General features: G+C 55.6%; 21 protein-coding genes and 1 other RNA gene. 11 read left to right on the forward strand and 11 right to left on the reverse strand.

Annotated features, from left to right (window positions below):
- Positions 1 to 22: 22 nt before the first annotated feature.
- Together F7C38_01555 and F7C38_01560 are read right to left on the reverse strand one after the other, a co-directional pair.
- The gene (locus F7C38_01555; protein MCE4600239.1) at positions 23 to 871 is read right to left on the reverse strand and encodes an N-glycosylase/DNA lyase; all 849 of its coding nucleotides are present in this window, start codon (positions 869 to 871) and stop codon (positions 23 to 25) included.
- A 172-nt stretch (positions 872 to 1,043) separates the two neighbouring features.
- Positions 1,044 to 6,749 (reverse strand): S8 family serine peptidase, encoded by a 5,706-nt coding sequence (locus tag F7C38_01560; GenBank protein MCE4600240.1) that lies wholly within the window; start codon positions 6,747 to 6,749, stop codon positions 1,044 to 1,046.
- Between the two features lie 214 nt (positions 6,750 to 6,963).
- Between F7C38_01560 and F7C38_01565 the strand changes: the two genes are divergently transcribed.
- Positions 6,964 to 8,121 (forward strand): hypothetical protein, encoded by a 1,158-nt coding sequence (locus F7C38_01565; protein MCE4600241.1) that lies wholly within the window; start codon positions 6,964 to 6,966, stop codon positions 8,119 to 8,121.
- 105 nt (positions 8,122 to 8,226) lie between these two features.
- Positions 8,227 to 8,685, forward strand: coding sequence for a deoxyuridine 5'-triphosphate nucleotidohydrolase (locus F7C38_01570; protein ID MCE4600242.1), 459 nt, complete (start codon positions 8,227 to 8,229; stop codon positions 8,683 to 8,685).
- Here F7C38_01570 and F7C38_01575 read toward each other — a convergent pair.
- Together F7C38_01575 and F7C38_01580 are read right to left on the reverse strand one after the other, a co-directional pair.
- Positions 8,674 to 9,018: a hypothetical protein gene (locus F7C38_01575; protein MCE4600243.1), complete on the reverse strand. Its 345-nt coding sequence runs from the start codon at positions 9,016 to 9,018 to the stop codon at positions 8,674 to 8,676. The two genes, F7C38_01570 and F7C38_01575, sit on opposite strands and share 12 nt — an antisense overlap.
- Before the next feature lie 35 nt (positions 9,019 to 9,053).
- The gene (locus tag F7C38_01580) at positions 9,054 to 10,556 is read right to left on the reverse strand and encodes a carboxypeptidase M32 (protein ID MCE4600244.1); all 1,503 of its coding nucleotides are present in this window, start codon (positions 10,554 to 10,556) and stop codon (positions 9,054 to 9,056) included.
- Between the two features lie 166 nt (positions 10,557 to 10,722).
- On the opposite strand from F7C38_01580, the gene gcvH reads away from it, so the two are divergent.
- From gcvH to F7C38_01605, 5 genes are all read left to right on the forward strand, one after another.
- Entirely contained in the window at positions 10,723 to 11,103 is a 381-nt protein-coding gene (gene gcvH / locus F7C38_01585; GenBank protein MCE4600245.1) for a glycine cleavage system protein GcvH, read from the forward strand.
- 159 nt (positions 11,104 to 11,262) lie between these two features.
- Positions 11,263 to 13,017, forward strand: coding sequence for a succinate dehydrogenase/fumarate reductase flavoprotein subunit (locus tag F7C38_01590; GenBank protein ID MCE4600246.1), 1,755 nt, complete (start codon positions 11,263 to 11,265; stop codon positions 13,015 to 13,017).
- A gap of 12 nt (positions 13,018 to 13,029) precedes the next feature.
- Positions 13,030 to 13,488, forward strand: coding sequence for a succinate dehydrogenase (locus tag F7C38_01595; GenBank protein MCE4600247.1), 459 nt, complete (start codon positions 13,030 to 13,032; stop codon positions 13,486 to 13,488).
- A gap of 16 nt (positions 13,489 to 13,504) precedes the next feature.
- Entirely contained in the window at positions 13,505 to 13,864 is a 360-nt protein-coding gene (locus tag F7C38_01600; protein ID MCE4600248.1) for a hypothetical protein, read from the forward strand.
- A 21-nt stretch (positions 13,865 to 13,885) separates the two neighbouring features.
- Positions 13,886 to 14,803, forward strand: coding sequence for a succinate dehydrogenase/fumarate reductase iron-sulfur subunit (locus tag F7C38_01605; GenBank protein MCE4600249.1), 918 nt, complete (start codon positions 13,886 to 13,888; stop codon positions 14,801 to 14,803).
- A gap of 145 nt (positions 14,804 to 14,948) precedes the next feature.
- Here the strand turns inward: F7C38_01605 and F7C38_01610 are convergent, their stop codons facing one another.
- On the reverse strand, positions 14,949 to 15,116 hold the full coding sequence (locus F7C38_01610) for a ribbon-helix-helix protein, CopG family (protein MCE4600250.1): 168 nt from the start codon (positions 15,114 to 15,116) through the stop codon (positions 14,949 to 14,951).
- 166 nt (positions 15,117 to 15,282) lie between these two features.
- Here F7C38_01610 and F7C38_01615 point away from each other — a divergent pair, with 166 nt between their 5' ends.
- Positions 15,283 to 15,624, forward strand: coding sequence for a hypothetical protein (locus F7C38_01615; protein MCE4600251.1), 342 nt, complete (start codon positions 15,283 to 15,285; stop codon positions 15,622 to 15,624).
- Here F7C38_01615 and F7C38_01620 read toward each other — a convergent pair.
- Positions 15,621 to 16,679, reverse strand: a complete 1,059-nt coding sequence (locus F7C38_01620) for a DUF1152 domain-containing protein (GenBank protein MCE4600252.1) — start codon at positions 16,677 to 16,679, stop codon at positions 15,621 to 15,623. The two genes, F7C38_01615 and F7C38_01620, sit on opposite strands and share 4 nt — an antisense overlap.
- 130 nt (positions 16,680 to 16,809) lie before the next feature.
- On the opposite strand from F7C38_01620, the gene F7C38_01625 reads away from it, so the two are divergent.
- Positions 16,810 to 18,099: an FAD-binding oxidoreductase gene (locus F7C38_01625; GenBank protein ID MCE4600253.1), complete on the forward strand. Its 1,290-nt coding sequence runs from the start codon at positions 16,810 to 16,812 to the stop codon at positions 18,097 to 18,099.
- Positions 18,100 to 18,108: 9 nt separating this feature from the next.
- Here the strand turns inward: F7C38_01625 and F7C38_01630 are convergent, their stop codons facing one another.
- Together F7C38_01630 and F7C38_01635 are read right to left on the reverse strand one after the other, a co-directional pair.
- Positions 18,109 to 18,870, reverse strand: coding sequence for an SDR family oxidoreductase (locus tag F7C38_01630; protein ID MCE4600254.1), 762 nt, complete (start codon positions 18,868 to 18,870; stop codon positions 18,109 to 18,111).
- 61 nt (positions 18,871 to 18,931) lie between these two features.
- Complete coding sequence (locus F7C38_01635) at positions 18,932 to 20,305, reverse strand: ATP-binding protein (protein ID MCE4600255.1); 1,374 nt, start codon at positions 20,303 to 20,305, stop codon at positions 18,932 to 18,934.
- 198 nt (positions 20,306 to 20,503) lie between these two features.
- Between F7C38_01635 and F7C38_01640 the strand changes: the two genes are divergently transcribed.
- Complete coding sequence (locus F7C38_01640; protein MCE4600256.1) at positions 20,504 to 21,007, forward strand: hypothetical protein; 504 nt, start codon at positions 20,504 to 20,506, stop codon at positions 21,005 to 21,007.
- 69 nt (positions 21,008 to 21,076) lie between these two features.
- Here F7C38_01640 and albA read toward each other — a convergent pair whose 3' ends face one another.
- The 3 genes from albA to F7C38_01655 all read right to left on the reverse strand — a co-directional run bounded on the left by albA (position 21,077) and on the right by F7C38_01655 (position 23,690).
- On the reverse strand, positions 21,077 to 21,376 hold the full coding sequence (albA, locus tag F7C38_01645) for a DNA-binding protein Alba (GenBank protein MCE4600257.1): 300 nt from the start codon (positions 21,374 to 21,376) through the stop codon (positions 21,077 to 21,079).
- A 98-nt stretch (positions 21,377 to 21,474) separates the two neighbouring features.
- Positions 21,475 to 23,439 (reverse strand): S9 family peptidase, encoded by a 1,965-nt coding sequence (locus tag F7C38_01650; GenBank protein MCE4600258.1) that lies wholly within the window; start codon positions 23,437 to 23,439, stop codon positions 21,475 to 21,477.
- Positions 23,439 to 23,690, reverse strand: a complete 252-nt coding sequence (locus F7C38_01655; protein MCE4600259.1) for a DUF131 domain-containing protein — start codon at positions 23,688 to 23,690, stop codon at positions 23,439 to 23,441. The genes F7C38_01650 and F7C38_01655 overlap by 1 nt, the downstream gene beginning before the upstream one ends.
- A gap of 179 nt (positions 23,691 to 23,869) precedes the next feature.
- Here F7C38_01655 and ffs point away from each other — a divergent pair.
- Positions 23,870 to 24,002, forward strand: an RNA gene (gene ffs / locus F7C38_01660) — signal recognition particle sRNA.
- Positions 24,003 to 24,038 lie beyond the last annotated feature (36 nt).

Here is a 24,038-nt window from a genome sequence, read left to right on the forward strand (position 1 = left end):
GGTGTAGTAATTCATTAAGGGCTCACTTGCATTCCCTGCGTGTTAGTGCAGCGGCGATTAGATCTGCATAGACTCCTAGGTGGCTGGCTAGCTTCTCGGCTATGAGCCTCCTGGCCTTCTCGGGCTTGTAGGCACGGGGTATCCATCCTATGAGCCATAGTAGGCTGTCTAGGTTTAACGGCGGTATCCCTGATCTGGCCGCTACCTTGTTCCAGGCCTCTACCGCCTTGTAGGGGTTTGAGAGTATCCTCTTGTAGCTGGACGCCTCTAGTAGCCCGCTGGTGTATGTTATGCATGATATCCTCAGGTCTATGGGCATCGGAACATCCCATGGGGCCGGGTGTGGCTCCTTGAGGGACCCTCTGACCGAGTAGTAGGCCATTTTGGCGGCGAAGGCTATGGTCTTGTTCCAGGTCTTTTGTTTCAGGGCTCTGGCTAGTGCCTGTGTCAGCCATGCCCCGCTCTTTAGTATGCGGTGCGGGTCTCTGAGCAGGATCTCCAGCTCGGTCCCGGCCCCTTGGACCACCCTTTGCACCCTCTTCTTCTTGGCTTCCCTTTGTATCGCTGCGCCTGGGCACTTCTCTAGGAAGCCTATCACCGCGTTTGCAGCGTCTACCGGTGTCTTGCCCATGGGCGTCTCCGTGAAGTGTCTGGCGTAGCAGTCCCACCATTCTTCTCCCTTCATTGTGAGCCTGTATGATACTAGGGCTGTGAGCGCTGCTGTGGCCGCTGCCCATCCTGTCGTGTGGGTTCCTGCTACTCTCGTGACCGCGTGGAGCTGGGGATCGGTTTCCTCTATGAGTAGTATTTTTTGAAGTCCTATCTTCCCGAGTATGCTGGCTAGTTCCTCGATCCTCTCAGCGTTCTCCATAGTCAATCCCGGGTCTCCGCCCCTTTTACCGGGGCCTTCCGGGTTTATTCGTTTACTCGGAGGAGGTCCCCCATTGTGTATGTCTAGATGATGATATGCCTAGATAATCGTAGGGAAGGAAATAAAAATTAAAAATTAATTGGGGGTTATGGTATGAGTTTATCCTTTCAAGCTATATTGGTGTTGGCGCTCCGCTTGGCGGTGAGGTTAGCCATGGCGAGTAGTTGATCATGCTGGTGTTGCCGGCTAGCGCGTCTCCGCTACCGGATGGGTTGAGTACTGGATCGTATGGACCGCTCGGGTCTCCCCAGTAGTTGGACCCGGCGTCTATGTAGCCGAAGTCCCAGACTCCGGCTCCCCAGTCGCTGTTGCCCTCGATCCAGCCGTTGTTGAAGTATACCGTTGCGTATCCGAATACGCTTATTCCCCTCCTGTTGTGGTATAGCGTCGAGGAGTCAGCGTATACCTGGGTGTTCTCGAAGGCTGCTATTCCCTCCCATGTGCTGTTCTCTATCAGCACCCTGTCTAGGTACGCTATGGAGTTGCCCCAGACTGAGACGCCCCATGTGCTTGAGAGTATCGTTGAGTTGGTGAAGCTGCCGACAGCGTTGTCTAGTAGTATCACTCCAGAGCCAGTACTGTTCTCTACTAGCAGGTAGTTGAAGCTGCCCGTGGAGGACTGGAATAGCGCTACTCCAGCCCACGCCGGGTTCTCTATCGTCACATAGGACGCCGTTATGTTGGCGTTGTCGTAGCCGTGTATACCTGTTATTCCAGGCGCCTCTATCCTAACCATGTACGCGTCTAGCGTGGTCTGGGCTGTTACTATGATTCCCTCGTAGAGCGGCTCCTCTATGTAGGCCTCTGAGAGGCTTACCTTGGCGTTGCCTATTAGTCCCAGGCCTCTGCCGATGTTCTTGGCGTGGTAGTATTCAATGGCTACGCTTGAGTTCTCGGCTGCAAGCACTGCCTCCCATGGAGTGTTATAGACTGCCAGGTACATGGCATTGACCTTGGAGTTGCCGTAGGCTCCTAGCCCTATCCAGCTGGTGCCGTTCACCATGACGTTGGTCAGCTGCATCATGGAGTTCTCAATGGCTAGTATCGCGACGTTTCCAGCGTTCTCTATGGTTGCATTGGTTAGCTGTAGGCTTGACTCTAGCGCTGTGAAGACTCCGTATACGCCAGTGTCCATCACCGATACGTCCTCTATGACGCTGGTCGCCGAGGGGTCTGTGTTGAATAGCCCTATACCGGTTAGGCTTCCCGCTACTGTGCCGTACTTGGCGTATAGAGTGCCTGAGTCTGCTGTTAGGAGGCCGAAGTAGGTGTTACCAGCGGCGTAGAAGTAGTATACGTCTGCGTGCGAGCTTCCCCTAACGGCTATGCCGACGTCGTTGCCGGTTGCGGTTACATAGGCTGCGCTCATGGTGGAGCCTCCTATGAGTGTTATTCCTTCTGCGGCGTTGTTGGTTGCGGCGGTGTTGTAGGCTGTTATGCTTGAGTCAGCGGCTAGTATGCCCCAGTAGCTGTCGTGGAACATCGAGTTCCATACGTATACGTCTGAGGCGACTGCGTGTAGGCCTGCTCCGCTGGCGGCGTTGCCCGCTGTGACGTTCTCCATGTAGACTGTGCTCTGGGATACGCTTATCGCGTCTACCGGTGCCGCGTTGACTGTGAGGTTCGCCAGGTAGGCGTCGGTGGTGTTGACTATTTCTATCGCGGCTGTAGCCTGCGATGTCGAGTTGGCGGCTTCAACACCTATTGGCACGCTATCTCCTCCCATTATCGTGCCGATCTGCATGTTCTCTAGTATCACGTCCTTGGTGTTGCTTACTACGAAGGCGCTCGTCGTGTTGATTACAGGCGGGTTCTCCGGGTCTATACCGGTTATCCACAGCGGCTTGTCTATCACTACGCCAGTGTCGTTGTAGACTCCTGGGAAGACCATTATGACAGTGTATGGCGATGCCTGGGCTACTGCATCGCTTAGGGACGTGTAGTCGGCTCCGGATCCCGGCGGTCCTACTGTGACGGCTAGGAGTGAGACGTTGAACGCGCTATAGGCTGTCTCCTCCCTGTAGGCTACCGGGCCCTGGCTTCCCTCCACAGTGAAGTCTACTGGCCCGATCGAGTTGAAGCTCGGCAGGTATGCTATGAACATGTAGACGCCGGTGTCTACCTGGCTTAGGTAGACGTTTGCGTCTTGCCCTAGGTGGTCTGTTATCGTCACATCTAGCGATGACGCGTTTACTGGGGAGAAGCTGGTGTCTAGGACCATTACTATACCGGTTATGTTTAGTGTCGAGTCACAGAGTATCTCTCCTCCAAGCACGTCCTGCTGGAATAGCACTAGGTACCTGTGTAGACCGTAGAGCTCTCCGTTCACCACCTTGTATACGACGTCGCTGTCTACGTATGTGGAGAGGTCTAGGTACGTGTAGTCGAATACCGATATCTCTAGTGTCCCGTTGGTCTGCGGTATGGTGAACACGTCGAAGTCATCTACATCGCTATCGTATATCACGGTCCCGTTGAACCACACGGTCAGGTGGCCATAGTCGAACCAGAGCTGGTTGCCCAGGGCGTCCATGCCGAGATCCGTGTATATCACTCCGGGCAGGCCGTACATCGAGTAGTCGATCACGTGAGGCGCCTGCATTGGTAGCAGGCCGTAGCCCCAGTAGACTAGGTCTCCGGGCTCGATCAGCTTGTCGAAGTCGTCTACGAACGCTATGAACTTGCTCCATTCGATGTAGAACTCGGATACTATGCTGTTGCCCGTGAAGACCTCGATCCTCCTTATCGGGGCGTCTATCGGGAGGAAGTACGATATCGATATCGGGGCGAAGCTATCCAGTAGGAATACGTGCTGTGCCACATAGGAGTCCCAGTATGGGCTTCCATCTGTTCCGTAGTCTGTTATCCTGTAGCCAGCGTTGTCGTAGTCGGGGGTCACGGTCATTGGGGTCTGGGTCTTGTTTATTAGGATTGCCATGTCGTAGAAGTACGTTGAGTTGGCTACGTCGTAGCCTTCCGGCACGAACTTGGCTCTCCACTGGCTCATGAGCTCTGTCGGGGACACGTATACTACTGGGTTATCGGTTGCTCCTCCGAGGTATCTGATGAATCCGACTACTACTGAGAAGTATGGGTCGTTCCATCCTAGCAGGTAGAAGTCCTCCCAGTAGGATGCGGCCATGCCTGCGTCGTAGACTAGTGGCTGTGTGTCTGAGGAGTTTAGGACCACGCTTGTATCGCTTGTCACGTTGACCTCCTTGACTACGTATGTTGGCTCGTCGCTGAGGTCGACTATCCAGAGTATGAAGTATTCTCCATCGTTCACGTATAGCGAGACGGTTCCATTGTCATCTGAGTAACCCATGAATGAGAATAGCTGTGCCTCTGTGAGCGTCGAGTAGCTCTTCTTGAATATTATCACTGTCTCCCAGGAGCCTGGTGTTCCGTCTGCGTATGTGAGGTTGACTTGTAGCTTGTTTAGTATTGATATCGAGTAGAGCCCCTTGTATATCTTGTTGGAGTGCCCGTCGACGAAGTATAGTTCTGCGATGTAGTATCCCTTTGCTGGGAAGGCTGTTGAGGGTATGGTGAACTGCACAGGCTTCGTCTCGTCTGCTCCCAGAGTTACTGATCCGGTGAAGTTATAGACCACTGCCTTGGTTAGGAAGTCGTAGATTATTCCGTTGATTGTCACGGTCTTGTTGACGGGCTCAAGGTTCTCTATGGAGAGCGATAGGTTTAGGCTCTCGTTTAGGCTCAGCATGAAGTTGTCTATTGCAGGGTCGACCAGTATCGTGGCGTCAGCCGCCTTATTGACCTGTACGAGCCCAGCGCCCTCAACGAGCGGATCGTAGCCTAACGGCATCGCAGTCATCACAAGCAAGTCTTTGATTTGTTGTGGTGTTAGCGTCATGTTGTATTTCTGTTTGTAGGCTTGTATTAGTAGTGCCGCGCTCCCTGAGACGTGCGGCGTAGCCATACTAGTACCAGACCATGAGGCATAGCTGTTACCGGGTAGTGCAGCAGTAATATCAACGCCAGGGGCTACTACAGTGGGCTTAATCCTCATATCAACAGTCGGGCCCTGGCTACTGAACCAGGCCATTCTATAGTCCTTTGTAGCGGCTCCCACGGTTATGGCTGTCTTGGCTGCTCCAGGTATCTCTACAGTCCTATAGCCTGGCCCGGCGTTGCCAGCGGCTATCGCCGAGACCACTCCAAGGCTTGAAGCGTAGTCTACTGCTAAGCTTAGCGGGTCTGTGCCGTCGCTTGGCACCGCAGCGCCGAGGCTCATGCTGATTACATTGGCCTCGTCGCCGGTGTTAGGGGTGCCATCTGGTCCTAGGGCAGCGAACATTATCGCGTTTATGATCCATGAGGTATAGCCCCAGCCGTAGCTGTTGAGGACCTTCAGGTTCCATAGGCTTGCTCCTGGGGCCACGCCTGGGCCTAGATGGTCGTAGCCTACGAGGACTGTCCAGTTTCCTGTGGTGGCGTCGTGTGCTTTGACTATCGCTCCTAGTGTGTCGTCGTCGCTTGAGTACGCCCATATGTACACTGAGGCGAATAGGTCTGTTACGTTATCGCCGTCGAGGTCGTAGCTGTAGGTCTCGTTGAGCGGATATCCCACTACCTGGTCCGACTCCCCTGATACCGTGACTAGGCTCCCGTTGGAGCTTAGGACTAGCGTGAAGTTGTAGGCGTAGTATATTATGTCGTTCTCCTCGTAGTCGTCTAGGAATACCTGGATTGCATCGAATGTTGGCGTGTCGAAGGTCTGGTTTATCAGGACCCTTGTACCTCCCACCACTGGCACGTCAACGTACCAGATCTTGCCTGCCGCTGTCGATGCGACGTGGGTTCCGTGGCCGAAGTAGTCCATGGTATCGTTGACTTCCCAGTCTGGATACTCAACGAAACTCTTCTCAAGGACTACCTTGCCCTGGAGCATTGGGTGGGTCTTGTCTATACCAGTGTCTAGTATTGCTATCTTGACCCCGGAGCCGTTGTATCCCTCGGACCATACCTGTGGTGCTCCTATCATTGGCACGCTCTGCAGTAGGGATGCTGTGACCTTGTAGTCTAGGTAGACCTTCTCGATCATGTCACTGTTGACGACATACTTTAGGAAGGCCCTGGCCTCGTTGAGGGGCACCCTAGCGGATACCAGGTCTAGCTTGTCGAATTCGTGGGTCACTTTTGCGTTCAAGCCTTGTAGGCTGCTGACGAGGAGTCCTAGGTCCTTCACGTTATCGTTGTACTTTACTATCACGGGTATGCTGTCCAGCTTGTTCTCGATAGTGTACCCGTAGCTGGCCAGGTATGATATGTCGAAAAGCTCTGGGTCGAGCTTCTTCAGGTTGACGCCCTTGGGGAATAGGTATAGCCTGCCGTCAATGATGGCCTGGTAGTAGACGTAGTTGGCGGGCTTCCCGTTTTGCCCTGCAATGCTGACACTGTCTATCTTCCCGTCGATAGTAGTGTGCACTATTACTATGTCACCGGTTATCAATGGAATTCTCATCTGGCCCCCGAGCTTCACAGGTATCTTGGGGACCTCCTCCGAGAGGAATAGCTTGTTCCAGTTTAGCGCTACCGAGGCGATCGGCTCTATTCCTGGAGCCTTCTTTGGCAGCATTAGGTTCACGGGCTTGGGTAGCTTGATAGTGGCTCCATTCTTTAGCTCCTTCGCGCCGGCTGCATTGTACTTTGAGATTATCTGGTTCACCGCGTCGTCGATCGAGTTAGGCGATGGCGCGTTGTTTGGCAGTGGCGATGCTAGTGCCGTGAGCGGGGGTACAGCCATTAGTGCTATGAGCAGTATGGCTAGTAGAACGTTTACCTTCGATCGAGACATGAATCATTCACCCGTCTTCGCTTTAGTTGCTAGAGTCAAAAAGAAATATATAAAAATTTAGCTAAAAACCTTACCTCCAAAAATAATAATTACTACATAAGGCGTCAAGCCCCGTAATACCCCGTCCTATACCAGCTACATTAAAGTAAATTAACGCGCGGACTTACACACATTTAAACCAATACTAATACAGGAACCAGTTATGGTGAGAAACTTGACGATAATACCCGAATACAAACGTGAACCAAAAGGGAAACCACAGGCCAAGAAAAGCATGATCAGGACGCTGCTCGGCGTATCCGCGTTGATAGCAAGCATATTCCTCTCCATAGGATACCTGTTAATAGCCTACACAGTAATGGCACTAGCCGGGCTCGGCATAGAATCGCTCATAAACAACCTAGGAGCGGCGGCGCCCCTATCACTCTACCTACTCTACATAGCACCCTTCATCCAAGCCGCCCTACTAGCCATACTAGCCTTGACAATCCTCTACGCCGGCATACGCGGGTTAACCGGGTCGCCTGGATCAACTATTAGAAGCGGGGCGATAGCCTGGGGACTCCTACTCACGGCGTACCTGCTAACCGTCTTGCTAGGCTACCTCGGCCTCCCACAAGACCTAAAAGAGCAATACCAGATACCTCTATCAACGACTATAACGGCCCTCCTGGCAGCTATAATCTTTACCGCCGGGGCTGTACTCGTCAAGGCTAGGACCAGCTTTGCCCGCTACTTCAGCGGGGCTATACTACTCCTAATAGCGGTCGTGATGCTGATAATGTCAGCCACGCCAACCAGCGGAGGAGTAACCAGCGCGCTTCAAGGAGCTGTAAAGCCTCCAGCCCAGCTACAGGACGTGAGGGATCTAGGGCGCCTTAACGAGATGGTGCTATTCATGGACCCCTACGTGTTGATTGGCCTCGTGTTCGGAGCCATAGCAGTCGTGATAGCTCCATTCCTCGGCGTGAGGAACCTGTGGATATCAGCTATAATGGCGGCGATGGGATCCATGTTCGCACTATCAATACTACTCTACTACTCCGCGGTACTAGTAAACCCCCTGTGGACTGCGTGGAGTAAGGTATCCCACGCCGAGTTAAGCGGGATAGCACACCCCCTCATAATCAAGTCAGTCATACTATCGTATCTGGCCGCCGCACTCCTATACACGATAGGCGCCCTGATAGGACTTGTCTCCGCAGTAATAGCACTATCATACTATATACAGAGGGGAGAGAAGCTATTCCAGGAAGAAGCCGAACAAGAACGGGATTCAAAGGAACCCGCCTCTAGACAGGGCACTACTCCGGAGGACTCTGAGCAATCGAATTCAACAGAGACCGAGTCTGAGAGCAACCACCGCGAATAGGATCCCCCGTGGTTTCTAGGAGGCATACACCCCAACCACTTTAATCGTCTAGCTTTCTCAAGCAGTCAACCCAGGGGTGGTGATCAACTGGCTTACCCCGGTGACTTGGCGAGGGAATTCGTGCCCAGTGCCGATGAGCGGCAGGTGCAACCTGCTGGCGTGGACTTGAGAGTCGAGTCCATCGAGGTCTTGAAGGGTTCCGGGTTTATCGGGGAGGAGAAGAAGATACCCGATGGCGAGGAGGTGAAGCCCACTCCCAGGGGCTGGGTTCTAGCGCCTGGAGCCTATAGGGTGCGCTTTAGGGATATCGTGAGGGTCCCTCCAGATGCCATAGGGCTTTGCTTCCCTAGGAGTAGCTTGCTTAGAATGGGCGCCACAGTCTCGTGTGCTGTGTGGGATCCGGGGTATGTGGGTAAGGGACAGGCCCTCCTAGTAGTATTCAATGATGGGGGAATTGTTGTGGAGAAGGATGCTAGGCTCGCGCAGATAGTGTTTGTGAAGCTCGTCGAAGCGGCTAAGGTATTGTATAGGGGCACGTATTATGGCGAGGGTCTAGAGGGCTAGGATGTAGGCGGCTATGAGCGTGTAGAGTATCGAGGCGGCTATGCCCGTCGCCAGGTCTTTCCCGGAGGTCTTGGATGAGAGGAGGCCCTTTGACCCTACGATCATCAAGGTGATTCCGAGCATGTTTGTGGCCCAGTATGCGGCTACGAATGCTATGTGGGGCTTAACTCCTAGTGGTTGGAGTAGTCTAGCGGCTAGCAGTGCTAGTGGGATGTTTACTATCAGGTCGTTCCACCAGCTGGCTGGGCTGAGTATATATCCTACGAGTGCTGTTATGCTGTATGCTATCTTCCTGCGGGTCTTCACTAGTGCTGTGTAGTCTTGTAGCGTCATTGTCGAGCCCTTGCTGGTAGGTTATGGTTGTGTGGTTAAATCTTCTTTGAGAGGAATTTCTCTGTGAGATAGTTGTTGAAGTGCTCGGGGTTTACGGGTTCCCCGGTAGCCTTCTCTACCAGATCCCTAGGCGGGTATGTTGAGCCCCACCTGTGTATCTTTTCACGCAGGTATTCTTTTATAACGTTGAACTCGCCCTCCTCTACTAGCATCGCTAGCCCCTTCAACTCTTCGTCGGCCTTCGCCCTTACCTGGGCCGCGATCACGTTGCCCAGCGTGTAGGTTGGGAAGTATCCTATGCTTCCGTGGCTCCAGTGTATGTCCTGTAGCACCCCTTCCCTGTGGGTCTTCGGCTTTACGCCTAGTAGCCTCTCCATCTCCAACGCCCAGAGTTCTGGTAGATCGTCGACCCTGACCTCGCCGGTTATGAGTAGCTTCTCTAGCTGGTATCGTAGGTATGTGTGGAAGTTGTATGTGACCTCGTCCGCCTCTACTCGTATGAGGCTTGGCCGGACCGTGTTGACGTACCTGTATATCTCCTCCTCGGTGTAGCTCCTCGTGAAGTCTAGGTGCTTGTCGAGTATCTTCTTCAAGTGGGCTATGAAGGGCCTGCTCCTGCCTATGATGTTCTCCCAGAACCTGGACTGGCTCTCGTGCACCCCCATGCTGACCCCCGAGGCTAGGGGTGTCGCCATCAGGGCCTCGTCTATCTGCAGCTCGTAGAGCGCGTGGCCGAACTCGTGTACCACGCTGTAGATCGTGTTCTTGAAGTCTATGCCCTCGTACCTCGTGGTTATCCTGACGTCGCGTATACCCATGCTTACGGTGAATGGGTGCGGGCTGACGTCAATCCTGGCACGGCTCCAGGGGTAGCCTAGCAGATCTAGTATCTCATGGTTAACCTTCTCCATGGGACTCCTCTCATAGCGTATCTCCTCTAGCTCGTGGTGGCTTGGGAAGTATGCCTCCTCCTGCACCTTCTCTAGAACCTTCTTGCTGTGGGGTATTATGGCGTCGTAGATCGCGTCCATGTCCCTAACCCTTAGCCCTTCCTCGTAGAGGTCTAGCAGTGCGTTGTAGGGGTGGTCCTCGTACCCGAGGTACTCTGCCCTCTCCCTGGATAGCTCCACGATCCTCTCAAGATAGGGCTTGAATATGTTGAAGTCGTCCTTCTCACGGGCCACCCTCCAAGCCTCCACAGCCTCCTGGGTGACCCTTGAGAACTCGAACACGTGTTCTGGCGGGAGCTTCTTCATTATCGTGATCTCGCGGTCCAGCACCCGTACCACGCCGGCCTCGTAGTCGTTTAGCCCCTCAAGGCCCTTGGCCTTCTCGACTAGCCCGGTGAACTCCGGGTCCAGTAGTAGCTTCTGCCTGAGCACGGATAGCTCGGCCCTAGCCATGGATCTCTCCGTGACCCCTGCCCTCGGCATGTAGGTCTCGGAGTCCCACCCCATTAGGCTCATCGCGTGGTCCAGCGACCAGAGGACCCTGTACTTCTCAAGTATCCTCTTCACTAGGGTATCCTCAAACACCATGCCGCCCAGTCCTCCTGGGTTTAGAGTCCCGGCTCTGGGTTTTATATCGGCCGTAGATACTGGGGAGGGCTTGTAGTTAATATCCCGGGAGGCTTGCCATTATTGGAGCCGGTGGAGCGGTTTGGAGCCCTTCAAGGCTAGGGTTGGCAACATCGAGTTCCTGGTAATGACTGACAGAAGGTACACTGACTCCGACGAGTGGGCTCTCCTTGAGGACGGCAGGGTTAGGGTGGGCATAACCGATTACGCGCAGAAGAGGCTGACCGACATTGTCGGGGTCGAGCTACCCGAGGTCGGCGATGAGGTGAGCAAGGGCGATGCCATCGCTACCCTGGAGTCTATGAAGGCCACAGCCGACGTCTACGCGCCAGTCTCGGGCAGGATCGTCGAGGTTAACGAGGACCTATACGAGGAGCCGGAGCTCATAAACAAGGACCCCTACGGCAAGGGGTGGATCGTAGTCATAGAGGCTACGGATAAGGGGGAGTACGAGGAGCTGCTCGGCCCCGAGGAGTACGTCGAGAGCGTTAAGAAGAGGCACCACTAGGATCCACAACGGAGGAGGGTTGTGATAAAATAGCCTGTGGTGGGCCTAGACAATGCTTGTCGGTGAGTCTAAGTTATATATTGTCATGTATACTTTTTGATAGACCGAGTAGAATAGAATTGCCCGGGTAAGGGCAGTGATAGAGGACGGGTGCATAGGATGCCTGTAGTAGAGACCATTGAACACGACGTGGTGATTCTCGGAACCGGCATCGCCGGGCTTAGAGCGGCCGTCGAGATCAAGAGAAAATATGGAGACAAGGTCGACGTGGGGCTCGTGAGCAAGATACAGTTGATGAGGAGCCACAGCGTGAGTGCAGAGGGGGGAACAGCCGCCGTACTATACCCGGAGGAGGGAGACAGCTACGCCCTACACGCATGGGACACGGTAAAGGGCTCCGACTTCCTAGCAGACCAGGAAGCCGTATGGCTATTCGTCAAGCTGATGCCCGAGGAGATACGCCTGCTAGACCACTGGGGACTACCATGGAGCAGGAGGCCCGATGGGAGGATAGCGCAGAGGCCCTTCGGTGGCCACTCCCATAGGAGAACAGTCTTCGCGGCCGACAAGACCGGGTTCTACGAGATGCAGACACTATACAACAAGCTATTAGAGTATGATGGATGGGAGAGGTACGACGAGTGGTTCGGCACCAACTTCGTAGTCGAGGACGGCATCTTCAAGGGACTCTACGCCATAAACTGGAAGGAGGGGAAGCTATACTACTTCAAGGCCAAGGCAGCCATAATAGCGGCTGGAGGAGGCGGCAGGCTATACAACTTCACAACCTACGCCCACACCGTGACGGGAGACGGCTACGCCATGGCACTGAGGGCCGGAGTCCCCCTAAAGGACCCGGAGTTCATCCAGTTCCACCCCACCGGGCTCATACCCAGCGGCATACTGATAACAGAGGGCGCCAGGGGCGAGGGAGGATACCTCCTAAACAACAAGGGAGAGCGGTTCATGCTAAGGAGCGACTGCGCCCCCACCAAGGGCGAGCTAGCCCCCAGAGACATCGTGTCGAGGTGTGAGATGAAGGAGATCCTAGAGGGCAGGGGGTTCAAAGACGAGGTATCCGGGCTAGGATACGTCCTGCTAGACCTGAGGCACCTAGGCGAGGAAAAGATAAACGAGAGGCTCCCAGCCGTCAGAGAAATCGCAATCAGATACGCCGGTATAGACCCGGTTGAAGAGCCGATACCCGTGAGGCCTGTAGCCCACTACACGATGGGCGGCATACACACCGACATGTACTACCGGGTCCTCGACGAGGAGGGCAGGTGGATCAAGGGTCTATTCGCTGCCGGAGAAGTAGCGGCTGCCAGTGTGCATGGCGCCAACAGGCTCGGGAGCAATAGCACCGCGGAGTGCCTGACCAGCGGTAGGATAGCTGGAGTACTGGCGGCCGAGTACGTGTTGAAGGGCGCCGAGGCTAAGACAGTCAGTCCAGAGAGGCATAAGCAGGAGGAGGACTTCGTATGGGGCCTCCTGAAGAGGGAGAGCGGTGTACCGAGTTATGAGATCAAGAGGGAGCTCAGGACTGCCATGGGAGAGAACTTCTACGTCTTCAGGACTGGAGATGGTATAAGGGCTGCGCTCAGCAAGATACTAGAGCTCCGGAAGAAGTTCAAGAACGAAGCCTACATAGAGGACAAGGGGACGGTCTACAACACAGACCTGCAATCAGCGCTCGAAACGATAAACCTGCTGGACGTGGCCTTGGCAGCGGTTAAGGCTGGCTTGGAGAGGACCGAGTCGCGTGGAGCCCACTACAGGCTCGACTACCCGAAGAGGGACGACGAGAACTGGCTCAAGCACACCCTAGTCCTGAGGAGTGGCGAGGACGATGTCAGGCTCGCCTACACGCCAGTGGACGTCTCGACTTGGAAGCCTGTTGAGAGGAAGTACTAGGGGGTGTCCCTGATGGGTGTTAGGAGCAAGGAGAATAGGCCTGGCTGGGTGGCTAGTATAAACCCCTGGGTCCTCAGGATCGTCAACAACCCTGAGAGACTCGCCTTCGTATTGCACAGGATAACCGGAGTCCTCATGGCTCTCATAGTAATGGCCCACATCTACGTTACCGGGACGCCAGCCCACACGGGTTGGGAGGCGTGGATCGAGGAGGTCAGCAAGGCTCAAGGTATAACTCCAGTGACGCTCTACTTCTTCTTCTTCGCCGGTATAGCATGGTACCACGGGCTCAACGGGATTAGGCTGTTACTCGTCGAGTTCCTGGGAGTGTGCATTGGGAGGCCTGAGAAGCCGAAGCCGCCGTACGTTCCGCCTAGCTTGAAGGCTTGCCAGAGGAGGCTGTTGTACCTGGTGTTTATACTGTGGCCGATACTCTGGGCCGCTACAGGATACATCTTGTTTGTCAAGTGAGTGGGGTGTGATGGGTATGGGTAGTGGTAGTAATAAGATGTTGCTCCAGTACATCACGGCTATACTCTTGATATTCCTGCTCACGTGGCACCTGGTCGTGAGGGTCCCCGCGCTGAGGGGCGTGGAGACCTTCAGGGAGACCCTTGGGAGCAAGCTGATCTACCACGAGATAACCACGTATGGCGTGTTGCTCTTGATATTCGCGTACGCCGTCCTGCTACACGGGTTCAATGGGCTTAGGAATGTGCTGTTGGAGTGGACTGATGGCAAGTATGAGAAGCTCATCACGGCGGTCATAGTCATATTGTTTATCGTGTTCGCCGGGCTCGCGACGTATACTGTCGTCGGGATTAGCCCTCCGCCCGGTGGAGCATAGTGGTTGTGGAGGTGGAGTGATGTGACGTTCGACCCGAAGGCGGCTACGAGGACTCCCCCTAAGAAGGTTACCTTCAGGATCAAGAGATATGATCCAGTGTCTGGGAAGGAGTGGTGGCAGGACTACACGGTCGAGACCTATAGGGGCATGACTGTGCTGGACGCGCTCCTCAAGATAAAGGAGGAGATCGACCACACCATAGTTATGAGATACAGCTGTAGAATGGGGGTCTGCGGCAGCTGTGGAATGGTCATTAACGGCATGCCCAGGCTCGCGTGCCAGACGCAGATAGCAGAGGTGGCGACCGAAGCGAACCCCGTCATAACAGTGGAGCCGTTGAAGAACCACCCCGTGGTAAGAGACCTGCTGACGGACTTCACCAAGTTCTTCGAGAAGCACAGGAAGGTCAAGCCCTACCTGATAAGGAAGGATGTAGAGGAGAGGGAGACGGGAGACTACGAATACGAGGTACTACCGGAAGAGCACTACAACATATACGAGTACACCCTATGTATAGCCTGTGGGCTATGTTACAGCGCATGCCCTGTAGTGGCCAGCACCGATAGGTTCCTAGGGCCACAGGCCCTAGCATACGCCTGGAGGTATGTAGCCGATCCCAGGGACGAGGCCTGGCAGGAGAGGCTTGAGATGATCGATGGCGACGAGGGACCCTTCAGCTGCCACTACGCAGCTAGCTGCTCCGCGGTCTGTCCGAAGATGGTTGACCCGGCCGCGGCTATACAGAGGCTACGGTCTGCCCTGATAAAGTATAGGCTTGGCCTCTACAAGAAGGAGAGGATCTCCAAGAAGGTTGGCCCAATGGAGGAGAAGAAGCCTAGGAAGGATCTACCGCCAGAAGCAAAGCCTGTTGAGGGCGTTGATCCCTGGAAGAAGAACGAGGAGCCGCCCAATATACCTGTCGAGGAGCTAATCGCTTAAACCAAACATTTTTAATTTTTATAACCCTTCTTTTCTCCTGCCACACCTTGCCATGTCTTTTCCACTAACAGAAAAGACACATCCACAGCACCAGAGCACAGAGACGAGGAGCCCAGGAGTCTCGTTGTATAGAGAAGACATACAGCTAGTACACTCGGACTCGCCGGGTGATGTATGGCCTCTCCTCTGTCTCGCTTATAAAGTTGCGGAGAGCCCTCCTGATCAATTCGCTCTTGCTGATCCTCTTCCTCCTGGCGTACTCCTCTAGAACCTCCAGCAAGTCCTCCTCGACTTTGAATGAGACTACTCTCATCCTCCCACCGGTATTACTTACATGTGGTACTACCAGATATAATGCATTCCAGACCCAGGTATCGCCTGGCAGTAGATTCTTGTCGATCTTTTGACTACAGTCCTAGGAATGAAGGCACAGACTTTAATACTCCTATTGCAGTCTTACTATTACATGGGGAAGACACTTGCCAACAGTCCACATCTCCCTCCCATCCAAGGTATACGAGGAGCTGAAGAAAAAAGCAGGCGAGCTGGGAATACAGGTGACCGACCTTATAAAGCTATACATAAGGAACGGGCTTGAAGGCGGCATGACCAGTAAGAAGCTGGAGGCCGATATAGCGAGCCTAGAGACTAGGGTTAAGATGCTTGAGGAGACTATCAAGCAGCTAAGGAAGATTATCCTAAGGCTAGAGGGTAGAAACAAGGAGGCCCTAGAATACTACAACTACCTTAACGAGAGGATCGACCTGTTAGAGGAGATGATTGTACCAATAGCCCAGGCCAGGAGCACGCAGAGGAGCTAGGCTTTACAGCTGAAGGCTTTACAGCCCCTCGCCATAAGCCTACGCCTGAGGCTCCTCCGGATCTCGTCTAGCGTCTGCGCTCTTGGAGTGGGAGACTCCTTGAGCCTAGAGAGCTCCAGCTCAAGGTCGAGCTCCGTTACTATGCAGTAGGCGTTGAGCCTCTCCTTGGCCTGTCCTATTCCCCGGGTCCCGGAGACTGCCTTAGCCTGCTCGCTCCATTGGAATACCTTGCCAGCGTCTAGTATGAATGTCGCCGCTGTTACCGGGTTAACGTGGACTCTCCTCGTCTTAGCTCTGATTTCCTTCTCCCCGTATTCCCCCTTGAAGGCATAGACCGGAATCTTTGAGGATTCACTGTAGATGTTTTCCATTATCCTTGATATGTATTCTGTCTCCATTTTACTTAGTCCAGAGACTTCTATCAACCCGTCCTCTCCTGCTATGCGGGAGATATAGCGTAGGACCTGGTCCTGCGAGAGCTCGCCGTCGGCCCCGGGGCCATGAACCGCTACTAGAGCTGGCAGCCCGGCCTCGGCTAGGCCGGCTAGGCTTACCGCGTCGGCTAGGGGGCTCCAGAGGTTATCCTCGCAGCCTACGGCGAGTATATCACCCCCGGTATCCAGGGCTATAACAGCCTCCACCTCCAAGGCCTCCCTGGCCGCCCTTAGGGCTTCTGCAACGCCAACCACGCCCTTGCTTATATCTATGAAGAGACCCTCCACACCGAGAGCCCCCGCTACTCTAGCTAGCTGAAACTTGACCTCGTAACCATACCTCAATGCTACGCTCTCGCCCGTCACCAGGGCTGCGCTCCACCCTATGGGCTCCGCGTTGATGAGCGTCTCCAATGGTATGGGGCCTGGGTATGGGTCTACTGGGAACCGCTCCCATACGACAGAGCCTATTATGGGCTCCGCCCCATAGTCTTTCAGCTTCATGTAGAGGTGTACTGCTCCAAGGGCGTCTCCCCCGCCCCCAGCACCATACACGAGTATCCTCTTGTGCCTCCTGGCTAGTGAGCGGAGGCTGTCATAAGCGATGTCTTGCTCCTGCATTTGGCATTACACCCCTCCTTGAGGGTGTTGTTGTGCATATATGGTTAATAGCTTAAGACTATAATTCAATCCCCGAGGACAAGCTAGTATACATGGACGCGTGCCCGTGCGACTGGTAGGGGTTTGTGCTGTGGCAGAGTTTGATTATGTAATAGTGGGCTCCGGGATAATCGGGCTTGCAACTGCATACCACCTCTCCCAGTGGGACAATGGGGCCCGGATACTCGTCGTGGATAAGGCCCCGGGCCCGGCGGCCGGGGACACCAGTAAGAGTGCGGCCGCCTTCAGGGTCTTCTTCACCTCCAGGGTGAACATGGCCCTCGCGGGTAGTAGCGTGGCTTTCTACGAGCATGTACAAGAGTCCGGTTACAGCCTAGATATGAGGTTCGTAGGATACCTGTTCCTGGCAGACAAGCATAGAATGGAGGAGATCAAGCCGGGATTGGCACACGCCGATAAGATGGGCCTCGACTACAAGGTCCTGGAGCCCGGGTACCTGGAGGAGAATCTTGGGGTTAGGACGAGCGTCGAGGGCACTGAGGAGGCCGAGCTACTCGACGCCAGGGACATAATAGCTGGTATACTCATACCGAGGGCCGGAACCCTGATGCCCGACAAGCTGGCGAACTACTACTATGAGAAGAATAAGGGCATGGGGGTTGTGTTCGCTTTCAACGAGGAGGTCAGGGAGTTCCTATTGGAGCCTAGGAAGCCCATTGGAATCGAGGGAGAGCCCCTGCCCTGGCAGGATAAGAGGGTGTCCGGCGTCAGGACTAGTAGCGGGCGTGAGTTCACCGCTAGGAAGAAGGTCATCGTAGCGGCGGGCGCGTGGACACCCTACCTCCTGGAGCCCATCGGGGTAGACAGCTTCACCAGGCCTAAGAAGAGGCAGATATTTGCCATAAAGGCGGAGACGGGCGAGCAGAGGAAGGTCCTCTACGCCAAGGGCTTCAACAAGTATGGGGCAGCGCCTATGACTATACTACCCAACATGGCCTATCTGAGGCCGACCCCCGAGGAGGGTAGCTTCTGGGCCGGGTATAGTGATGACCTGGGGAGGCCCTTCAAGCTAGAGGAGGATCCCGTGGCCGAGGAGAGCTACTACATATACACGATCCACCCCCTGGTTACAGTATATTTCCCCCAGTTCGAGGGCGCCAGGCCAACCTCCATGTGGGCAGGCCACTATGACCTAAGCCCCGACAAGCAGCCAGTCGTGTGCGAGTACAACGGGTCAGACCTCGTGATTAGCGCTGGCACCAGCGGCTCTGGTATACTCAAGGCCGACGCCATCGGGCGTGTGACCGCAGGAGTGGCGCTGGGGTGGGATGAGGTTGAGCTCTTCGACGGGAGCATGTTCAAGGTTAAGTGGCTCTCCTATATTGAGAGGCATATCGAGCGGGAGTATCTGGTGATATAGGCCTCCCTCCTAGTAGCATTTGAGGGACCCTCCATCGAATAGTATCGTTGAGCCCGTGAGGTATTCTGGAGCCCTGGCTAGGAACTTCACGAGCTCTCTCAGCTCTTCGAACCTGCCGGCCCTCTTCAGGGCTGAGAGGCCCTCGACCTCCCTCCTCCAGTAGGCCCCCGGTTCAACACCCTTCCCGCGGGATATGGCCTCTATGGTCTCCCAGGCGCCCGGCGTTGGGAAGCTGCCGAGTAGGAGGAGTACTGGGTATAGTCTTCCGGGATATTCGAGTGCTGCCGCCTTAACCAGGACCTCAAGCCCCTTCCGGATAGTGTCTGCTACTATTAGGCCTCGGTGGAAGGTCCTGGTCGTGAAGCTGGATACCAGGATCACCCTCGCACTCCACCTAGAGGCTACGTACTTGAGGAGCTCCGCCGTCGCCGCTATGTACATGCTAGCAGCCTCAATCCAGTCGCTCCACTCGGCTTCCTTCAGCGTGCAGGGCTCGCAGGAGGGGTTGCCATAGTTCACTGCCAGGACCTCTAGGGAGTCGACTATCCCGTCGACCTCCTTTATGAAGGCCTCCACGGATTCCCGCCGCCTCATATCGAGCTTTACAGGAAGGGCCTCGACACCGTACTCCCGGGAGATGCTTGACGCCGCCTCGACTAGCTTGTCCATGTTACGGGAGCCCAGCACCAGGTTTAGGCCTAGCTCGGCTAGGGCCTTGGAGATGTGGAATCCTATGCCTCTGGATGACGCGGTGACGATCGCCCACGGCATCCCAACGCCCTAGAAGGTTATACTGCTCGTAAAGTTATTAGATGGAGCCCATGTTCAAGGGTTACCTACAGTCTCTCTTCCAGGGTAGGTCCTCTGGTGTAATTATCATCGCGTCGTCCAGGTTTGGCTCACTGGCTTCGCGGGCGTACAGTGCTACTGTCACGTTGTAGCCTGGCAGCAGCCTGTGGACCTTGATCCTAGTCTCCCTGGTTATATCCTGTATCTCTCTTTTGGTGAGGGGACTCCACTTGGCTTCCACCGCTAGAACCCTACGGTTATCGCTATCAATGATTACATAGTCTACTTCGTCGCCCTTGAAGACTAGCCTGCCGGCCTCCGACACAGCTATGCCTAGTTGCGGGGCTAGCTGTGTGAGGGCGTGGTGTGAAGCTAGCCTTTCCCAGCCGTCAGCGACGATCGCCCTATACCTGGTCCTTAAGGGCTCCGGTATCTTACCTGGCCTCGTGGATAGTATGTGCCGGTATGGTTCTATGAGGGTGTAGTAGGATTTCAGGAGTCTGTCGTTGATCGCTAGCAGGCGCCCCTTCCTCCTCCTGGGCACTAGGGGCTCGTAGCCGACGAGGCCTAGTTGGATGAGCGTCGACAGATACCTGCTCACGTGCCCGAGGGGGAGCCCTGTGTAGTTGCTAATCCTGCCTATAGTCCTCATACCCTCAGCTATCGCCCTAACTATCGATATGTAGGGCGAGGGGTTCCTAACCTCCTCGCGCAGGAGCATGAGGGGCTCGTCTTCAAGCGTGCCTCCAGGGGCGAACATGCGTAGGTACGCGTCGAGGGGTTCGAGCTCGTCCGGCCACTCGACAAGGTAGTATGGGACTCCGCCCACCAGCGAGTAGGCCTCGACGAGCCCGCTACCTCCGTATCTTGATAGGAAGTATGGCAGGCACCAGGGCGAGAGCTCGCCAAGTCGGATCCGGAGACTAGCCCTACCGAATAACGGCGATCCGCCGCCCACTAGATCCCTAGTAACTACACCCACGATACTCCCAGTGAGCACGATGACCGCCTGGAACCCGGGTAGCACGTGGTCGATAAACCTCTGGACTTCTGAGACAACGCCTGGGTATGAGCGGGTCCAGTAGGTGATCTCATCAATGATGATTACAAGCTTCCCCCTCCATATGCGTAGTACATGCTCAAGGAGGACGTCGAGGCCGGAGAACTTGACCTTCGAGAGCCCCTCGATACCCAGGTACTCCTCGAAAGCCCTCGCTAGCCCCTGGAGGTTGATATCGTGCGAGTAGAAGCCAGCCTGATAGTAGACGTGCGGCTTCTCCTCCACCCACTTTAGGAGGAGCCTGGTCTTCCCAATCCTCCTCCGGCCATAGACTATGCCTAGGCCCCTACCTTTGCTCCAGAGCCCCTCTAATAGCTCCAGCTCAGACCTTCTATCAACGAAGCTATGAGGTTGCAATGCGTCCCCCAGACTGTATTATACAGTTAGAGTATAATACTCTAATGGTAACATATATGAGTTCGCATTGAATCCCTAACCTTCTGCCCAGGGCAAGGCGGAAAACCGGTTCCGGCGCTGGAGCTTTATAGAGTATTCCGGAATTCCTTATAAAACATATTTTACTTGACAGTAACATCCTAGAGTGGGAGCGCCGCCTTGTTCTTCAGGAAGAGGAGGAAGGGTGGAGATACCGGAGAGGGAGTTGAGCTCGGCGAGTTCAAGGGCTACTTCCTAGCACTAGAGGTCTTCCAGATTCTGAGGAGGCCTCCCCTAGTGAAGGGCTTGACAATCCTAGCCGGGACCGTGGCCGAGGGAGACCTAGCCATAGGAGACTACCTGGTCCTGCCCAATGGCAGGGTTCTGAGGGCCAAGAACATCGAGGTCAGGAATAAGAGGGTCGAGAGGGTAGGTGTCAACGTGCCCTGCGGGGTCCTAGTCGAAGGAGTCGGATGGAGCCCCGATAAGAAGGATCTCAAACCCTACCTCGCAAGGCAGCTCATAGACGAGATCAGGAGGGAGCTGGAGGAAAAGTACAAGGGCGTTCCAAAGGAGGCCCGAGAGAGGCTCATTGAGAAGGAGATACCCGAGAGACTGTCTAATCTAATCAAGTCGGGGAAACTGGAGAACGCCCTGAAGATATACTCCAGTCCAGGCGGCTGAAGGGTTCTCAGGGGCGCTTCCCATGGATTCCCGAAGAGGAAGAGACCCCGGGGGTTTTAGAGAGGGCGCCTAGGAGCCTTCCTCGCGCTTCTTCCTGAGCTTTATCTCTATTGCTGACACCCTCTTCTTCTTCCCTCCCTGCGCCTCCAGCTCCTCGCTGTATATGTTTACGCCTGCAACCTCGGTGTTCTTCATGAAGAGGTTTCTTATGTTCTCCGCCACGTCAACGGCCTTGCATATGTTGGTGCCCCTGGCTCTTATCACGACCTCCTCAGCACCGTCGCTGAACAGTCTGATCGCTGCCAGTACATAGTTCATGACATCCTTCCTACCAACGTAGACCACATTAGTCTGGTGAAGCTCAACCATACCCAGTCACCCTATCCTACCAGGAAACTCTGTGCCGCAATCACAGCTATTAAAAAGGTATGATAAACCCAGAAAGACTGATACCAGGACTAGAGGAGTTATCCCCGCCCCGGAGTCCGAGCCCCGGAGCCCAGCTTGCCCTCCAGCCACTCGACTATCATGTCGAGCCTCTTAACCCTCCTACGGGGGGTTCCCTGCCTGGAGAGGTCGTGATTCTCCCGGGGAAACAACGCCAGTTTAGCCTCTACTCCGAGAACCTTCAACCCCGTGTAGAGTGCGAGGGCTTGGTCCAGGGGACACCTATAGTCCTCTAGGCTGTGGATTACTAGCGTAGGGGTCTTCACCCTGTCGAGGTGGAAGAGCGGGCTCTTCTCTAGGTAGGCCTCCGGGGACTCCCAGGGGGTCCCTCCCAGGTGCTCCCTGGCGAAATACCAGCCTATATCGCTGGCCCCGTAGAAGCTCGCCCAGTTACTGCACGACCTCATGGTTACCGCCGCCTTGAACCGGCTGGTCCTGGTGAGTATGTAGTTGACCATCCACCCACCGTAGCTACCGCCAGCTACAGCAGCCCTCCCAGGGTCTAGGGCCTGGTAGAGGCTGGGGGCAGCGTTGGCGAATTGGATTATATCCTCGTAGTCGATAGTGCCGTAGCGGCCCCTTATGTCGGCGAAGCCCTCAGAGTAGCCGTCGCTTCCATGGGGGTTCCCATACACTACCGCGAAGCCCCTACCGCTTAAGACGTGGAACTCGAACATGAAGCCCATACCAAAGCTCGTCTTGGGGCCTCCATGGATGTAGAGCACCCATGGCATGCATCCAGTGCAATCCGAGTCCTCCACGGGGGGCAGTATCCATAGGTCGAGAGTCTCGCCGCTCGGCGACTCTACTATATGGTGCTGTGGCTCGGCTAGCAGCCGCTCCCTCTCGATCCAGTCGTTGAAGTAGGTGGCCCTAACCGGGGACTCGCCATTGTACAGGTATAGTTCCTTGGGTTTGACCGGTGTCATGTAGGTGTAGGCCACAGAGTCTCCTTGCTGGGATACGTCGAACTCGTCGATAACTCCATTCCCGGCTTCGAGGAAGAGGAGGGGTTCACCGCCGGGCCTCGACCTGTATATGTGGATGCGCCCGGCCTCGTGGACCTGGAAGTAGAGCCATCCCTTATCATCCCAACCCATGTTGGAGTTGCACGAGGGACCCCTAACATCGCTGTTAACGGTGTTGAGCGCGTTCAAGTCGAGCTGGCAGGTTACGCACTCCCTGTCCCCAGTCTCCACGTTTACAGTGTATACCTTGTGGTGGGTGACCAAGCCCCTCTCGAAGAAGTGCCCCCGCAGGGCCAGGAGCTCGCCGTCCGGGCTCCAGGCGAGGCCGCTTACAGCCACGTTCTCTACTAGGACCCTCTCGCGCCCCGTCTCCACATCATACAAAACCACCTCTCCCCTATAGGGCTCAAGCTCGCTGGGATACCTCACATAGGCTAGATAGCGTCCATGGGGGCTCCAGGCCGGAAGCCACGAGTCCATGCCCGCAGGCGAGACCCTCGTAACTCCCCCCGAGGGGTAGGATACGAGGTATACGCCCCGGGGCCTGTCGAAGACCCATCCAACACCGTTAAACCATGGCGGTAGCCTATCGATCTCCAACACATCCCTATCCTCGTACTTAGCCCAGGCCCCCTCAGCCATGCGTGACTCGACAGCTATGAAGTCCCCAGTGGGGCTCCATTCGAGCCTGGTGAGGGGCTGGTTGAACCGTGCAAGGGTCCAGGGCTCCCCGCCCTCGACCCCCACTATCATGAGCCTGTATACCTTCTCGTTCCTCCTCCTGGTGAAGGCCACCATATCGGCCTCGGGGCTCCACGTAGGACAAGTATCCCGGGGACCCCCCGTGAGGGGCCTGGACCTCTCGCCGTCGCTCACCCAGATGGCGGAGAGGTACTCGTCCTCCCTAGCCCTCGACGCAACAAATACAACGCGCCCACCGTCGGGCGAGACCCTAGGATTAGAGACCAGGGTAAGCCTGTAGATGTCCCTCGACTCGACAGGCCTCTTAGCCGGCATCACCCACCACTTCTCCCGATGAGGTAGAAGGCTATGGCTAGAACCATTAAAACAACGCCCAGGACGGCTGCGAGCAGGGCAGCCCTACCACTGGTACCGAACACTATGGGTATAGGGCCGATTATAACGACCCCACCCCCCTCAACGCGGCCACCAGACCCTATAGCCTCGAACACCAGGCCAGCGAATATCAGTATAAAGCCCAGGAAGACCAGGAGCAGGCCCAGCCAAACCAGCACACCGCCCTCCATGCCCTCATCCCACCACAATAAAAAGGCCCACGCACCGAATAACTATTACCGGCGCACGGGTAGGGCTGGGAGGGCCGCCGCCTCCCCCACGGCATAAGCCGTGGCCGAAGGCGTAAAGCGGGGCCAGCAACCCCGGGGGAGGGTCCCTCGCCGGGGCCAGAGCCCGCTGGACCAGTGAACCCCGTCCCGCGGGGCCAACGGGGCTGGAGTCTCCGCTGGAGGGCGGAGGCTACCGCCGGAGCCGAGGGAACCTGGCCAGGCCCGGAAGGGAGCAACCTGGCCTCGGACGTTGGCGTTCGCGGGGGCGCGGGGGGAGCGAAGGCGGGGGACCCTCTGGCCCCGGGCTAC

The sequence above is a fragment of the Candidatus Thermodiscus eudorianus genome (assembly GCA_015521085.1).
Lineage (GTDB): Archaea > Thermoproteota > Thermoprotei_A > Sulfolobales > Acidilobaceae > Thermodiscus > Thermodiscus eudorianus.

Coding starts and splice junctions, on each gene's coding strand:
- F7C38_01555 (MCE4600239.1), bottom strand. CDS start 871: ATGGAGAACGCTGAGAGGATCGAGGAACTAGCCAGCATACTCGGGAAG.
- F7C38_01560 (MCE4600240.1), bottom strand. CDS start 6,749: ATGTCTCGATCGAAGGTAAACGTTCTACTAGCCATACTGCTCATAGCA.
- F7C38_01575 (MCE4600243.1), bottom strand. CDS start 9,018: ATGACGCTACAAGACTACACAGCACTAGTGAAGACCCGCAGGAAGATA.
- F7C38_01580 (MCE4600244.1), bottom strand. CDS start 10,556: ATGGTGTTTGAGGATACCCTAGTGAAGAGGATACTTGAGAAGTACAGG.
- gcvH (MCE4600245.1), top strand. CDS start 10,723: ATGACTGACAGAAGGTACACTGACTCCGACGAGTGGGCTCTCCTTGAG.
- F7C38_01590 (MCE4600246.1), top strand. CDS start 11,263: ATGCCTGTAGTAGAGACCATTGAACACGACGTGGTGATTCTCGGAACC.
- F7C38_01595 (MCE4600247.1), top strand. CDS start 13,030: ATGGGTGTTAGGAGCAAGGAGAATAGGCCTGGCTGGGTGGCTAGTATA.
- F7C38_01600 (MCE4600248.1), top strand. CDS start 13,505: ATGGGTAGTGGTAGTAATAAGATGTTGCTCCAGTACATCACGGCTATA.
- F7C38_01610 (MCE4600250.1), bottom strand. CDS start 15,116: ATGAGAGTAGTCTCATTCAAAGTCGAGGAGGACTTGCTGGAGGTTCTA.
- F7C38_01620 (MCE4600252.1), bottom strand. CDS start 16,679: ATGCAGGAGCAAGACATCGCTTATGACAGCCTCCGCTCACTAGCCAGG.
- F7C38_01630 (MCE4600254.1), bottom strand. CDS start 18,870: ATGCCGTGGGCGATCGTCACCGCGTCATCCAGAGGCATAGGATTCCAC.
- albA (MCE4600257.1), bottom strand. CDS start 21,376: ATGGTTGAGCTTCACCAGACTAATGTGGTCTACGTTGGTAGGAAGGAT.
- F7C38_01650 (MCE4600258.1), bottom strand. CDS start 23,439: ATGCCGGCTAAGAGGCCTGTCGAGTCGAGGGACATCTACAGGCTTACC.
- F7C38_01655 (MCE4600259.1), bottom strand. CDS start 23,690: ATGGAGGGCGGTGTGCTGGTTTGGCTGGGCCTGCTCCTGGTCTTCCTG.